Origin of the sequence: Mucilaginibacter sp. (genome assembly GCF_025359345.1) — a bacterium.
In the GTDB taxonomy this organism is placed as follows: domain Bacteria; phylum Bacteroidota; class Bacteroidia; order Sphingobacteriales; family Sphingobacteriaceae; genus Mucilaginibacter.
Genome location: NZ_JANYGQ010000022.1, coordinates 1 through 13,587, shown reverse-complemented (window position 1 = coordinate 13,587; position 13,587 = coordinate 1). Strand labels below are relative to the sequence as shown.

The window sequence follows — 13,587 nt, the reverse complement described above, 5'->3', positions numbered from 1 at the left end:
CAATTATAAATACATGGATTCTTTGCTCACCGATGTACCTGCCGGGTACGATTTTTCTATAAACGATAATCAAAAAATGATAGGCCAGATGGCCAGGGATTTTGCCGAAAAACATATTCGTCCGCATGTGATGGAATGGGATGAGACGCAGCATTTCCCAATTGATTTATTCAAGCAACTAGGCGAACTGGGTATGATGAGCGTGTTTGTGCCCGCAGAATATGGTGGCTCAGGTTTTGGGTATTTTGAATACGTAACTGTTATTGTTGAAATAGCAAAAGTTTGCGGCTCTATCGGTTTATCGCTTGCAGCACATAATTCATTATGTACAGGTCACATCCTTGCCTTTGGCAGCGAGGAACAAAAGCACCGCTGGTTGCCCAAACTTGCGACTGCTGAATGGCTGGGTGCATGGGGCCTAACTGAAGCTAACACCGGGTCGGATGCAATGGGAATGAACACAACTGCCGTTTTAGATGGCGACCACTATATTGTAAATGGTTCAAAAAACTGGATTACCCACGGCAAATCGGGCAACGTAGCTGTGGTAATGGTAAGGACAGGGGAGAAGGGCGATTCGAAAGGAATATCAGCTATTGTTATTGAAAAAGGTACTCCCGGCTTTACCCATGGCAAAAAAGAAAACAAGCTGGGTATGCGTGCATCCGAAACCACTGAGCTGATATTTGATAATTGCCGCGTACCAAAAGAAAATTTATTAGGCGTAGAAGGCGAGGGCTTTAAGCAGGCAATGAAGGTGCTTGATGGCGGCCGTATATCTATCGCTGCTTTATCATTAGGTATTGCCAAAGGTGCTTTTGAAGCTGCTGTGGCTTACTCAAAAGAACGCAAGCAGTTTGGGCAAGCAATAAGTAATTTTCAGGGTATCGCCTTTAAACTGGCTGACATGGCTACCGAAATAGAAGCAGCCGAACTGTTGATAATGCAGGCTGCCGATTTGAAAAACAGGCACATGCCGGTTACAAAACAGTCGGCAATGGCGAAGTACTTTGCATCGGAGGTTGCTGTGCGTACCGCTACAGAGGCCGTACAGATATTTGGCGGCTATGGTTATACCAAAGATTTCCCGGTTGAAAAATATTACCGCGATGCCAAACTATGCACAATAGGTGAGGGGACGAGTGAGATACAGAAGATTGTGATAAGTAGGGAAGTGTTGAAGTAAGGGTTGCAAGGTTGAAATGTTGCAAAGTTGAAATGTTATTAAATTATAGCCTGCAACAACTTTACAACTTTAAAACATTTCAACAAACCCCTTTCACATTCAAAAACAATTACTTACCTTTGCCCTCCCTGAAAGGAGGTATTTGGGAATTATGATCATTATTAACGTAAAAGACGGCGAATCATTAGATAAAGCATTGAAACGCTTCAAGAAGAAATTTGAAAAGACCGGTGTTTTAAGAGAACTTCGCAGTCGCCAGGCATTTGAGAAAAAATCAATTACCCGTCGTCACGAAATTAAACACGCCATCTACAAGCAGAATATGAACTTAGAACCAACCGTTTAATTCTTGCAAAAGAATTTTTCGATTTTCTAATCAAAATATCAAAACTATTTGTACATTCATCATTCGGATGTACAAGTAGTTTTTATGTTTATAGACCGTTTTATCCGCTATATTAAGTTCGAAAAGAGGTACTCCCCGCACACTGTATCGGCCTATCAATCAGACCTTGACCAGTTCGTGTCGTTTCTGAACAACCCCGATAACACAATACCACCGCCAGTTCCTGAAATTACACATCCTAACCAAATTACGCATTATCATATCCGTAACTGGATGGTTGAGCTAATGAACCATAAAATTTTAGCCCGTTCGGTAAATCGTAAAATAGCTACGCTGCGCAAGTATTTTAAATTTATGGTGCAGGAAGGGGTAATTGAAATAAACCCCGCGTCAAAAATCAATACGCCCAAAATCCCTAAAAACTTACCTGTTATTGTTGAAGATGTCAAGCTAACTCAAATGCTTGACGAAAACGAGGTGTTTAGCCACGATTTTAAAGGCCTGCGGGATAAACTGGTGATTGAAATGCTATTTGGCACCGGCATGCGCCTTTCGGAGCTACTGGGCGTTAAGGATACCGATATAAACGTTTACGAAGGCACCATAAAGGTTTTGGGTAAGCGTAATAAGGAACGCATTATCCCGGTAAACAATGAGTTGAAATTATTAATAGCTGAATACCAGGAGTTAAAGAAAAAGCAGGATTTTTTCGGTAACAATTCGTTAACGTTAATCGTTACAGATAAAGGAGCCAATGCTTATTCAAAGCTCATTTATTTAATAGTGCAGAAGTATCTATCTTATATATCAACCCAAAATAAGAGAAGCCCGCATGTGCTGCGGCATACCTTTGCCACCAGCCTGTTAAACAGGGGAGCCGATTTAAATGCTATTAAAGAACTTTTGGGCCATGCCAACCTAAGCGCAACCCAAATTTATACACACAATTCCGTTGAACGATTAAAGTCTATTTACAAACAAGCCCATCCAAAGGCTTAACAAAGGAGGAATCATGAAAATCACAGTGCAATCTATTCGTTTTAATGCAGACAAGAAGTTATTGGATTTTATTCAGAAGAAGACCGATAAGCTTGACACCTATTACGACCACATTATAAGTGGTGAGGTTTACCTGAAATTAGAGAATGTTGAAGATGAAGCCAATAAAATAACGGAGATTAAACTGATGCTGCCGGGGAATCAAATATTTGCCAAAGAGCAATGTAAAACGTTTGAAGAAGCTACCGACCTGGCAATTGAGAGCCTGAGAAAACAAATTGAAAAGCATAAACAAAAGAAAACCGTTGCCGCGGCTGCCGCAAAAAAGGCAGTTTTATTAGCCACAGAGGACGAGTTTTAAGTTAAATAAACAGTATTTTTTTATTTAAATCGGTGGGTATCAGCCCGCCGATTTTTTTTTAGAAAATAAATTTTGTTCAGCATTAAAAATGTGTAAATTTGCAATCCCTTTCAGAGAGGTATGTAACACGCCTCTCCAAGTTAAAAGGGTTGGTTCTTTAAAATAAAAAAATACAGCCTTATTAATTAACCGGTATAATTCCGATGTTAAATTAACTGATGGAATTAAAAGGGTAATAAATTAAGCCTCCTTAGCTCAGCTGGTAGAGCGACTGACTTGTAATCAGTAGGTCATTGGTTCGATCCCGATAGGAGGCTCTGTTAATTTCGGAAGCGTAATGTTTAGCTTCAACTTTGGACATTGCAAATCCGAAATCAACAAATGGGGGGATACCAGAGCGGTCAAATGGGACGGACTGTAAATCCGTTGCTTCGGCTACGAAGGTTCGAATCCTTCTCCCCCCACAGAAATGAATTAGTGAGGGTTGAATTAGTGAATTGGTGATTGAATTTTTATAATTCGATAAATCACTAATTCGCTAATTCATTCATTAATTAAAAAGCGGAAGTAGCTCAGTTGGTAGAGCGATAGCCTTCCAAGCTATAGGTCGCGAGTTCGAACCTCGTCTTCCGCTCAATAATATGTCGGATTTCGAAATTTCGATTTCGGACGTTTAAAAAAGATGGCTGGACGCCGGGTGAATTGTTGACAAAGGATTTAAATCCGAAATCGAACATCCGAATTCCGAAATCGAAATTAGCCGACGTAGCTCAGGGGTAGAGCACTTCCTTGGTAAGGAAGAGGTCATGGGTTCAAATCCCATTGTTGGCTCAATATTATAACAAGTATATAATAGAATGCATTTTTAAGTATAAATTAACCTACAAATAATAAAATAAATCATGGCAAAAGAAAAGTTTGACCGCAGTAAACCGCACTTAAACATCGGTACTATCGGTCACGTTGACCACGGCAAAACAACCCTTACAGCGGCTATCACAAAAGTATTAAGTGATGCAGGTTTATCAGAAGCCCGTTCATTTGATTCAATTGACTCAGCTCCTGAAGAAAAAGAACGTGGTATTACTATTAACACAGCGCACGTTGAGTATTCAACTGCAAACCGTCACTATGCTCACGTAGATTGTCCGGGTCACGCTGACTATGTAAAAAACATGGTTACAGGTGCTGCACAAATGGACGGTGCGATTATAGTAGTGGCTGCAACAGATGGTCCGATGCCACAAACTCGCGAGCACATCCTGTTAGCACGCCAGGTAGGTGTACCTTCATTGGTTGTATTCATGAACAAAGTGGATATGGTTGATGATCCTGAATTATTAGAATTAGTTGAAATGGAAATCCGCGAATTATTATCGTTCTATGATTTCCCTGGTGATGATATCCCTGTTATTCAAGGTTCGGCTCTTGGTGGCTTGAACGGCGATCCAATGTGGGTTGGTAAGATTATGGAGTTAATGGATGCTGTAGATAGCTACATTCCAATTCCTCCGCGTTTAACTGAGCTTCCATTCTTAATGCCTGTTGAAGACGTATTCTCGATCACTGGTCGTGGTACTGTTGCAACTGGTCGTATTGAGCGTGGTGTTATCAACTCAGGCGAGCAAGTTGACATCCTTGGTATGGGTGCTGAAAACTTAAAATCAACTGTAACAGGTGTTGAAATGTTCCGCAAGATCCTTGATCGTGGCGAAGCTGGTGACAACGTAGGTTTATTGTTACGTGGTATTGAAAAAACAGATATCCGTCGTGGTATGGTTATTTGCAAACCAGGTTCAGTTAACCCGCACACTGATTTTAAAGCAGAAGTTTACGTATTATCAAAAGCAGAAGGTGGCCGTCACACTCCATTCTTCAATAAATACCGTCCGCAATTCTATTTCCGTACAACTGACGTAACCGGTGAGATTTCATTGGCTGAAGGTGTAGAAATGGTTATGCCAGGTGATAACGTTACCATCACTGTAAAGCTGATCAACGCTATCGCTATGGAAAAAGGCTTACGTTTCGCTATCCGTGAAGGTGGCAGAACAGTAGGTGCCGGCCAGGTAACTGAAATTTTAAAATAACCCCCTAACCTCTGCCGAAAGGCGGAGATTAAGGTTAGGTTAGGGTTAATTTCAACGCAAAGTACTTAGCTTTTTAGCTAAGTACTTTGTTAATAAAAAACATCCCTTTGAGGATATACTAATAAACGGGAATAGTTCAATGGTAGAATAGAGGTCTCCAAAACCTTTGATCAGGGTTCGAATCCTTGTTCCCGTGCATTAATACAGTAAACTAAAAAGATGGCTAACGTATCTGAGTATATTAAAGAGAGCTATATTGAGCTAACCGAAAAAGTTACCTGGCCAACCTGGAGAGACCTGCAAAACAGTTCGATCCTGGTATTGGTTGCGGCGCTTATAATTGCATTAATAATTTCGTTAATGGATCAAAGCATACACTTTTTGCTGCAGCAGTTTTATACATCACTAACCTAATTAATTAAGTAACGATGAGTGATCAATTAAAATGGTATGTGGTGCGGGCTATAAGCGGCAAGGAAAAAAAGGTAAAGCAATATATCGACGCCGAAATTAATCGCTTGGGTATTACACATTTAGTTCCGCAGGTTTTAATACCTACTGAAAAATATTACCAGATGCGCGACGGGAAAAAGATTGCAAAAGAACGCAATATTTTGCCCGGCTACGTGTTGATGGAGGCGCAGCTTGATGCCGAAATTGAACACATCATCAAAAACATTAATAGCGTAATTGGCTTTTTGGGCGACAAACAAGGTAACGCCATCCCGATGCGCCAGGCAGAAGTTAGCCGTATTTTAGGTAAGGTTGACGAAATGACTGCACAAGGCGAAACAATGAACGTTCCATATTTTGTGGGCGAGGGTGTGAAAGTTATGGACGGCCCTTTCAATGGTTTCAGCGGCGTTATTGAAGAGATTAACGAAGAAAAGAAAAAACTGAAAGTTATGGTAAAAATATTCGGGCGCCGTACACCGCTTGAATTAAATTACATGCAGGTAGAGAAAGAGTAGTGAAATTTCGGATGTCGGATTTTCGATATCGGAATTTAAATATAAAAAATATACGATTTTGTGTTGAAGGTGGTAAATCCGAAATGGAACATCCGAAATTCGAAATCATCAAAGATCTTAAATGTTACTTAGCTTCCACTTACTAACATTGAGTTACAAATTAAATAAATAAAAATGGCAAAAGAAGTCGGTGCGATGGTGAAGCTGCAGGTAAAGGGTGGCGCTGCAAATCCATCACCCCCAATTGGCCCAGCATTGGGTGCAAAGGGTGTGAACATAATGGAATTTTGCAAGCAATTCAATGCACGTACCCAGGATAAACCTGGTAAAGTGCTTCCTGTGCTTATTACTGTTTATGTTGACAAATCTTTCGAATTTATCATTAAAACTCCTCCCGTTGCAATCCAGTTACTGGAAGCAACAGGTTTAAAGAGTGGTTCGGCCGAACCCAACCGTAAAAAGGTAGCCAGTGTAAACTGGACCCAGGTTGAGACGATAGCCAAAGATAAAATGGTGGATTTGAATGCATTTACAGTAGAATCAGCCATGAAAATGGTGGCAGGAACTGCCCGCAGTATGGGGATAACCGTATCAGGTACGGCACCCTGGAATTAATTAATTTATACAAATCAGTTTAAGACAGTGGCTAGATTAACAAAAAATCAAAAAGTGGCAGTCTCCAAAATTGAGGCAAACAAGGCGTATTCCTTACAGGATGCAACATCTTTGGTAAAAGATATTACTAATACCAAATTTGATTCATCTGTTGATATTGATGTTCGTTTAGGTGTTGATCCGCGTAAAGCCAATCAAATGGTGCGTGGTATTGCAACCTTACCTCATGGAACCGGTAAAACTGTACGTGTATTGGTGCTTTGTACTCCTGATAAGGAACAAGAAGCTAAAGATGCAGGTGCAGATTACGTAGGTTTGGATGATTATATTGCCAAAATTGAAGGTGGATGGACTGATGTTGATATTATCATCACTATGCCAAGTGTTATGGCGAAGGTTGGTCGTTTAGGTCGTATTTTAGGCCCGCGTAACCTTATGCCAAACCCAAAATCAGGTACAGTAACTCCCGAAGTTGGGAAAGCTGTAACTGAGGTTAAAGGTGGTAAAATTGACTTCAAGGTTGATAAAACCGGCATCATCCATGCCTCAATAGGAAAAGTATCTTTCCCTGCTGATAAAATTTACGAAAATGCACTTGAAGTATTACAGGTGATTTCGAAATTAAAACCTTCAGCAGCAAAAGGAACATATTTTAAGAGTATTCATATCTCTTCAACCATGTCGCCTGGAATTGAAATTGAAACTAAAACAGTAGCGGGGATCTAAATCATGACTAAAGAAGAAAAACACGAATTAGTAATCGCCCTTACTGAACAAATGAAGGATTTTGGTAATTTTTATATTACTGACACCTCAAATTTGACGGTTGCAAAAGTAAATGATATTCGCCGTAAATGTTTCGAAAGCGACATTACCATGAAAGTAGCAAAAAACAGCCTGATACAAAAGGCTATGGAAGCTGCCGGTGGCGATTACACCCAGATGTTTGATGTTTTAAAAGGTTCATCTTCAATTCTTTTCTCAAAATCAGCTACTGCCCCGGCAAAGTTGATTAAGCAGTTAAGGAAGAAAAGTGACAAACCGATTTTAAAAGCAGCTTACATTGATTCAGCGATATTTATCGGTGATAACCAGATAGACACTTTGATTGCATTGAAATCAAAAGAACAACTGGTTGGAGAAATCATTGGATTATTGCAATCACCAGCTAAGAATGTTATTTCGGCACTGCAATCAGGCGGAAATATATTGGCAGGCGTTGTAAAAACATTACAGGAAAGAGGTTAACCGGACACCTAAAAGTTCGATATTAAAAAACAAAAAGCATTAAAAGTAAAATTTAAAATAAAATGGCGGATTTAAAAGCGTTTGCTGAACAGTTGGTAAACTTAACAGTAAAGGAAGTAAACGAATTAGCTCAGATCTTAAAAGACGAGTATGGTATTGAGCCTGCTGCTGCAGCTGTTGCTGTTGCTGCTGCTCCTGCTGGTGGCGATGACGCACCTGCTGAAGCTGCAGTTCAAACTGCATTTGACGTTATCCTGAAAGAAGCAGGTGGCGCTAAATTAGCAGTTGTTAAATTAGTAAAAGACCTAACCGGCCTTGGTTTGAAAGAAGCTAAAGACTTAGTTGATGGTGCACCTAAAGAAGTAAAAACTGGTGTTACTAAAGAAGAAGCTGAATCTCTTAAAAAACAATTAGAAGAAGCCGGAGCAGTAGTTGAGGTTAAATAAGTTAACCCATAATAAAATGGCATCAGACTCCGACCTTTTTGGTCGGGGTCTATTGCTGTTTATATAGTTCAGGTTATTGCTTTTTAGTGATTTCGGTAATATTCTGAATATCAACATCTACCAGAAAACATCTACACCAGTTTATTAATAAACTAAAATTTTATTCCCTTGGCAAACAAAATTAATCAAAGAGTAAATTTTGCGACCAGCAGAAAGGTATTGGATTATCCCGATTTTCTTGATGTGCAGTTGCAATCTTTCCAGGAATTTTTTCAATTGGAAACTACCTCAGACAACCGCTACAAAGAAGGTTTGTTTAAAGTGTTTGCTGAAAATTTTCCTATCTCCGATTCAAGAAACATCTTCGTTTTAGAGTTTCTTGATTACTTTATTGATCCGCCACGTTACGATATACAGGAATGTATTGAGCGCGGATTAACTTACAGTGTGCCTTTAAAAGCCAAGCTTCGCCTGTCGTGTAACGATGAGGAACACGAAGACTTTGAAACTATTGTACAGGATGTATACCTGGGAACTATCCCTTATATGACACCCAAAGGTACCTTTGTTATCAATGGTGCCGAGCGTGTAATTGTATCGCAGTTACACCGTTCGCCAGGTGTATTTTTTGGCCAAAGCCGCCACACTAACGGTACAAAATTATACTCTGCCCGTGTTATCCCTTTCAAAGGTTCATGGATTGAGTTTGCTACCGACGTTAACAACGTGATGTATGCTTACATCGACCGTAAAAAGAAATTCCCGGTTACTACTTTGCTGCGCGCAATTGGTTACGACTCTGATAAAGATATATTAGAATTGTTTGAATTGGCCGACGAGGTTAAAGTAAGCAAATCAGGCCTGAAGAAATTCATTGGCCGTAAGCTTGCTGCAAGGGTGTTGAAAAAATGGGTTGAAGACTTTGTGGACGAAGATACCGGCGAGGTTGTTTCTATTGACCGTAACGAAATTATCCTGGAGCGTGAAACCGTGCTGGAAGATGATCATATCGATATGATTATTGACGCAGGTGTTAAAACCATCATCCTGAACAAGGAAGATGCTGCTACCAGCGGTGATTACACCATTATATATAACACTTTACAAAAAGATACTTCGAATTCGGAGAAAGAGGCGGTTGAGCATATCTACCGTCAATTGCGTAACGCTGAACCACCTGACGAGGAAACTGCCCGTGGTATCATCGATCGTTTATTCTTCTCTGATAAAAGATATGATTTGGGCGATGTGGGACGTTACCGCATTAACCGGAAATTGAAGTTGACTACCAGCGACGAGACTAAAGTTTTAACCAAGCAGGACATCATCGCGATTGTTAAATATTTGATCAAGTTAATCAACTCAAAAGCAGAGGTGGATGATATTGATCACTTGTCAAACCGTCGTGTACGTACCGTTGGTGAGCAGCTTTATGCACAGTTTGGTGTTGGTTTAGCGCGTATGGCACGTACCATCCGCGAGCGTATGAATATTCGTGACAACGAGGTGTTTACACCAACCGACCTAATCAACGCTCGTACACTGTCATCGGTTATCAACTCGTTCTTCGGTACCAACCAGCTTTCACAGTTTATGGACCAAACCAATCCACTGGCAGAGATTACGCACAAGCGTCGTCTGTCAGCCCTTGGGCCCGGTGGTCTGTCACGTGAGCGTGCAGGTTTCGAGGTTCGTGACGTACACTATACCCACTACGGTAGGTTATGTACTATTGAAACTCCGGAAGGACCGAATATTGGTTTGATATCTTCACTTTGCGTACACGCGAAAATCAATAATTTAGGCTTTATCGAAACTCCATACAAACGTGTGGTTGACGGTAAAGTGCAGGTGCAGGAAGATGTTATCTATTTATCTGCTGAAGATGAAGACGGTAAAACTATCGGCCAGGCAAACGCGCATTATGACGATAAAGGTGTATTTGCACTACCTAAAGTTAAAGCACGTTTTGAAGGTGACTTCCCGATTATTGATCCTGAGAAACTGGATCTAATGGATATTGCTCCGAACCAGATTACATCAATTGCTGCGTCGTTGATTCCGTTCCTTGAACATGATGATGCTAACCGTGCGTTGATGGGTTCGAACATGCAGCGCCAGGCAGTGCCTTTATTGCGCCCTGAAGCTCCTATTGTTGGTACAGGTTTGGAAGGCCGTGTTGCGAAAGACTCTCGTACGCTGATCAACGCTGAAGGCGATGGTGTGGTTGAGTATGTTGATGCAAACGAAATCCGTATAAAATATGACCGTAACGAACTCGACCGCTTAATCTCTTTTGATGGCGATACAAGAAGCTACAGGTTAACCAAGTTTAAGAAAACTAACCAGAGCACTACCATGAACCTTAAGCCTATCGTTAAAAAAGGCCAGAGGGTATCAAAAGGAGAGGTGCTTTGCGAAGGATATGCAACACAGGCAGGTGAGCTGGCCCTTGGCCGTAACCTGAAAGTGGCGTTCATGCCTTGGCAAGGTTATAACTTTGAGGATGCGATTGTAATATCTGAGCGTGTAGTATCGCAGGATATATTTACATCGCTTCACGTTGAAGAGTTTGAGCTTGAAGTGCGTGATACCAAGCGTGGTGAAGAGGAATTGACACCGGATATCCCTAACGTATCAGAAGAAGCTACCAAAGACCTTGACGAAGACGGTATCATCCGTGTAGGTGCTGAGGTTAAAGAAGGCGACATCCTGATTGGTAAGATTACTCCAAAAGGCGAATCAGACCCATCACCGGAGGAAAAACTGTTACGTGCTATATTTGGCGACAAGGCAGGCGATGTTAAAGATGCATCCCTGAAAACTCCTCCATCTATCGCAGGTGTGGTTATTGATACTAAATTGTTCAGCCGTGCTAAGAAAACTTCGAAAGCCGAAGAAAAAGCACAGTTGGAGAAACTTGATAACAAGCACGACAAAGCAGTAAAAGATCTTAAAAATACTTTAATTGAGAAGTTATTTGAGATAGTGAACGGCAAAACATCACAAGGTGTTTACAACGTTTACAAAGAACTGCATGTGCCTAAAGGTGTAAAATTCACTCAAAAGATACTGGTTGAGCTTAACTATGAAAATATTAACCCAACCAAGTGGACAACTGATGACGATAAAAACGACCAGATAAAAACCTTGCTTCACAACTACAACATTAAGTTGAATGAGGAACTGGGTGCTTACCGTCGTGATAAATTCGCTATCAGCGTGGGTGATGAGCTGCCATCAGGTATAGTTCAAATGGCTAAAGTTTACATCGCTAAAAAGCGTAAGCTTAAAGTGGGTGATAAAATGGCGGGCCGTCACGGTAACAAAGGTATTGTTGCACGTATTGTACGTGACGAAGATATGCCTTTCCTTGAAGACGGAACACCGGTTGATATTGTGTTGAACCCGCTGGGTGTACCTTCACGTATGAACCTGGGCCAGATTTACGAAACAGTATTAGGCTGGGCTGGTAAAGAGCTTGGAATTAAATTCGCAACCCCGATTTTTGATGGTGCAAGCCATGAAGAAGTGGAAGAGTGGGTTAAAAAGGCAAACTTACCTGAATCAGGCCGTACTTACCTGTACAATGGCTTGACCGGCGACCGTTTTGACCAGCAGACCACTGTAGGTATTATCTACATGCTGAAACTGGGCCACATGGTTGACGATAAGATGCACGCACGTTCAATTGGGCCATACTCATTAATTACACAACAGCCATTGGGTGGTAAAGCCCAGTTTGGTGGTCAGCGTTTTGGTGAGATGGAGGTTTGGGCACTGGAAGCATTCGGTGCATCGAACATACTGCAGGAAATATTAACCGTTAAATCGGATGATGTTATCGGCCGTGCCAAAACATATGAGGCTATTGTTAAAGGCGAAAACCTGCCAACACCTTCAGTTCCTGAATCATTCAACGTATTGGTTCACGAATTAAGAGGTTTAGGTTTGGATATAACGTTAGAATAAAGGTTGTTGTAAAGTTGTAAGGTTTGAATCTGTAATTTATCGCAGCATTAAAACCTTACAACATTTCAACTTTGCAACATTCCAACCTTTCAACAACAATTAAAAACAAAGGAGACTATGTCTTACAAAAAGGATAATAAAATCAAGAGTAATTTCACCACAATTACCATCAGTTTAGCTTCGCCTGAATCTATACTGGAGCGTTCAAGCGGTGAAGTTTTAAAACCTGAAACCATTAACTACAGGACCTACAAGCCTGAGCGTGATGGTTTATTCTGCGAGCGTATTTTTGGTCCGGTTAAAGATTATGAGTGCCATTGCGGTAAATACAAACGTATCCGTTACAAGGGTATTGTTTGCGACCGTTGCGGTGTTGAAGTAACCGAAAAGAAAGTGCGTCGCGAGCGTATGGGCCACATCAACCTGGTGGTGCCTGTTGCGCATATCTGGTACTTCCGTTCGTTGCCAAACAAAATTGGTTACTTATTGGGCTTACCAACAAAAAGACTTGATCTGATCATTTACTACGAACGTTATGTAGTAATACAGGCAGGTATTAAAGAATCAGACGGAATCAACAAAATGGATTTCCTTACTGAAGAAGAATACCTTGACGTATTAGATACCCTTCCAAAAGAGAACCAGTACCTTGACGACAAAGATCCTCAGAAATTTGTTGCCAAAATGGGTGCCGAGGCTTTAGAGGAATTATTAAAACGCCTTGATTTGGATGAGCTTTCATTTAGCTTACGCCACCAGGCAGCAAACGAAACTTCACAACAACGTAAAAACGAAGCATTAAAACGCTTACAGGTTGTTGAGGCTTTCCGTGATGCAAAAACCAGGATTGAAAATAACCCTGAGTGGATGATTGTTAAGATAGTTCCGGTTATCCCGCCTGAGTTGCGTCCGTTAGTGCCTTTAGAAGGTGGTCGTTTCGCTACTTCAGATTTGAATGACCTTTACCGCCGTGTAATTATCCGTAACAACCGTTTAAAACGTTTGATCGAGATCAAAGCACCGGAAGTTATTTTACGTAACGAAAAACGTATGTTACAGGAAGCTGTAGATTCGTTATTTGACAACTCACGTAAAGTTAACGCGGTTAAAACTGAAGGTAACCGTGCATTGAAATCACTTTCAGATATCCTGAAAGGTAAACAAGGCCGTTTCCGTCAAAACTTATTAGGTAAACGTGTGGATTATTCTGCCCGTTCGGTAATTGTTGTAGGGCCAAACCTTAAATTACACGAGTGCGGTTTACCAAAAGATATGGCTGCCGAGCTGTTTAAACCATTTATCATCCGCAAAATGATTGAGCGTGGTGTGGTTAAAACAGTAAAATCTGCCAAA

12 protein-coding genes, 5 tRNA genes and 1 pseudogene are annotated in these 13,587 nt (G+C 40.9%); all 18 read left to right on the top strand.

Features of this window, described 5'->3' with window-relative positions:
- The first annotated feature begins 13 nt into the window (after window positions 1–13).
- Window positions 14–1,186 carry an acyl-CoA dehydrogenase gene (locus tag Q0R52_RS13220; protein ID WP_295795130.1) on the top strand — a complete coding sequence of 391 codons (1,173 nt, stop codon included), beginning with the start codon at window positions 14–16 and terminating at the stop codon, window positions 1,184–1,186.
- A 151-nt stretch (window positions 1,187–1,337) separates the two neighbouring features.
- The gene (gene rpsU, locus Q0R52_RS13215; RefSeq protein ID WP_094570052.1) at window positions 1,338–1,532 is read left to right on the top strand and encodes a 30S ribosomal protein S21; all 195 of its coding nucleotides are present in this window, start codon (window positions 1,338–1,340) and stop codon (window positions 1,530–1,532) included.
- 84 nt (window positions 1,533–1,616) lie between these two features.
- Complete coding sequence (locus Q0R52_RS13210) at window positions 1,617–2,531, top strand: tyrosine-type recombinase/integrase (RefSeq protein ID WP_295795128.1); 915 nt, start codon at window positions 1,617–1,619, stop codon at window positions 2,529–2,531.
- A gap of 13 nt (window positions 2,532–2,544) precedes the next feature.
- Window positions 2,545–2,892, top strand: a complete 348-nt coding sequence (gene raiA, locus Q0R52_RS13205) for a ribosome-associated translation inhibitor RaiA (RefSeq protein WP_252789912.1) — start codon at window positions 2,545–2,547, stop codon at window positions 2,890–2,892.
- A 244-nt stretch (window positions 2,893–3,136) separates the two neighbouring features.
- Window positions 3,137–3,209, top strand: a tRNA-Thr gene (locus tag Q0R52_RS13200).
- A gap of 66 nt (window positions 3,210–3,275) precedes the next feature.
- Window positions 3,276–3,356: transfer RNA gene (locus Q0R52_RS13195), tRNA-Tyr, on the top strand.
- A 97-nt stretch (window positions 3,357–3,453) separates the two neighbouring features.
- Window positions 3,454–3,526 (top strand) — tRNA-Gly (locus Q0R52_RS13190).
- Between the two features lie 125 nt (window positions 3,527–3,651).
- A tRNA-Thr gene (locus Q0R52_RS13185) sits at window positions 3,652–3,723 on the top strand.
- Between the two features lie 71 nt (window positions 3,724–3,794).
- Window positions 3,795–4,982, top strand: a complete 1,188-nt coding sequence (gene tuf / locus Q0R52_RS13180; RefSeq protein WP_252789913.1) for an elongation factor Tu — start codon at window positions 3,795–3,797, stop codon at window positions 4,980–4,982.
- A 125-nt stretch (window positions 4,983–5,107) separates the two neighbouring features.
- Window positions 5,108–5,178: transfer RNA gene (locus Q0R52_RS13175), tRNA-Trp, on the top strand.
- Window positions 5,179–5,201: 23 nt separating this feature from the next.
- On the top strand, window positions 5,202–5,396 hold the full coding sequence (gene secE / locus Q0R52_RS13170) for a preprotein translocase subunit SecE (protein ID WP_252789914.1): 195 nt from the start codon (window positions 5,202–5,204) through the stop codon (window positions 5,394–5,396).
- A 14-nt stretch (window positions 5,397–5,410) separates the two neighbouring features.
- Window positions 5,411–5,953, top strand: a complete 543-nt coding sequence (nusG, locus tag Q0R52_RS13165; protein WP_252789915.1) for a transcription termination/antitermination protein NusG — start codon at window positions 5,411–5,413, stop codon at window positions 5,951–5,953.
- Window positions 5,954–6,127: 174 nt separating this feature from the next.
- Entirely contained in the window at window positions 6,128–6,568 is a 441-nt protein-coding gene (rplK, locus tag Q0R52_RS13160) for a 50S ribosomal protein L11 (protein ID WP_252789916.1), read from the top strand.
- Between the two features lie 27 nt (window positions 6,569–6,595).
- Window positions 6,596–7,294, top strand: a complete 699-nt coding sequence (gene rplA / locus Q0R52_RS13155) for a 50S ribosomal protein L1 (protein WP_252789917.1) — start codon at window positions 6,596–6,598, stop codon at window positions 7,292–7,294.
- A gap of 3 nt (window positions 7,295–7,297) precedes the next feature.
- Window positions 7,298–7,816 carry a 50S ribosomal protein L10 gene (gene rplJ, locus Q0R52_RS13150; protein WP_252789918.1) on the top strand — a complete coding sequence of 173 codons (519 nt, stop codon included), beginning with the start codon at window positions 7,298–7,300 and terminating at the stop codon, window positions 7,814–7,816.
- A 62-nt stretch (window positions 7,817–7,878) separates the two neighbouring features.
- The gene (gene rplL / locus Q0R52_RS13145; protein ID WP_252789919.1) at window positions 7,879–8,262 is read left to right on the top strand and encodes a 50S ribosomal protein L7/L12; all 384 of its coding nucleotides are present in this window, start codon (window positions 7,879–7,881) and stop codon (window positions 8,260–8,262) included.
- 168 nt (window positions 8,263–8,430) lie between these two features.
- The gene (gene rpoB, locus Q0R52_RS13140; protein ID WP_252789920.1) at window positions 8,431–12,234 is read left to right on the top strand and encodes a DNA-directed RNA polymerase subunit beta; all 3,804 of its coding nucleotides are present in this window, start codon (window positions 8,431–8,433) and stop codon (window positions 12,232–12,234) included.
- Window positions 12,235–12,351: 117 nt separating this feature from the next.
- Window positions 12,352–13,587, top strand: a pseudogene (locus Q0R52_RS13135) (DNA-directed RNA polymerase subunit beta'); the annotation flags it as partial.

Bases quoted from the DNA above. Each gene is read 5' to 3' on its own strand.
- Q0R52_RS13220 (WP_295795130.1), top strand. From the start codon at position 14: ATGGATTCTTTGCTCACCGATGTACCTGCCGGGTACGATTTTTCTATA.
- rpsU (WP_094570052.1), top strand. From the start codon at position 1,338: ATGATCATTATTAACGTAAAAGACGGCGAATCATTAGATAAAGCATTG.
- Q0R52_RS13210 (WP_295795128.1), top strand. From the start codon at position 1,617: ATGTTTATAGACCGTTTTATCCGCTATATTAAGTTCGAAAAGAGGTAC.
- raiA (WP_252789912.1), top strand. From the start codon at position 2,545: ATGAAAATCACAGTGCAATCTATTCGTTTTAATGCAGACAAGAAGTTA.
- tuf (WP_252789913.1), top strand. From the start codon at position 3,795: ATGGCAAAAGAAAAGTTTGACCGCAGTAAACCGCACTTAAACATCGGT.
- secE (WP_252789914.1), top strand. From the start codon at position 5,202: ATGGCTAACGTATCTGAGTATATTAAAGAGAGCTATATTGAGCTAACC.
- nusG (WP_252789915.1), top strand. From the start codon at position 5,411: ATGAGTGATCAATTAAAATGGTATGTGGTGCGGGCTATAAGCGGCAAG.
- rplK (WP_252789916.1), top strand. From the start codon at position 6,128: ATGGCAAAAGAAGTCGGTGCGATGGTGAAGCTGCAGGTAAAGGGTGGC.
- rplJ (WP_252789918.1), top strand. From the start codon at position 7,298: ATGACTAAAGAAGAAAAACACGAATTAGTAATCGCCCTTACTGAACAA.
- rplL (WP_252789919.1), top strand. From the start codon at position 7,879: ATGGCGGATTTAAAAGCGTTTGCTGAACAGTTGGTAAACTTAACAGTA.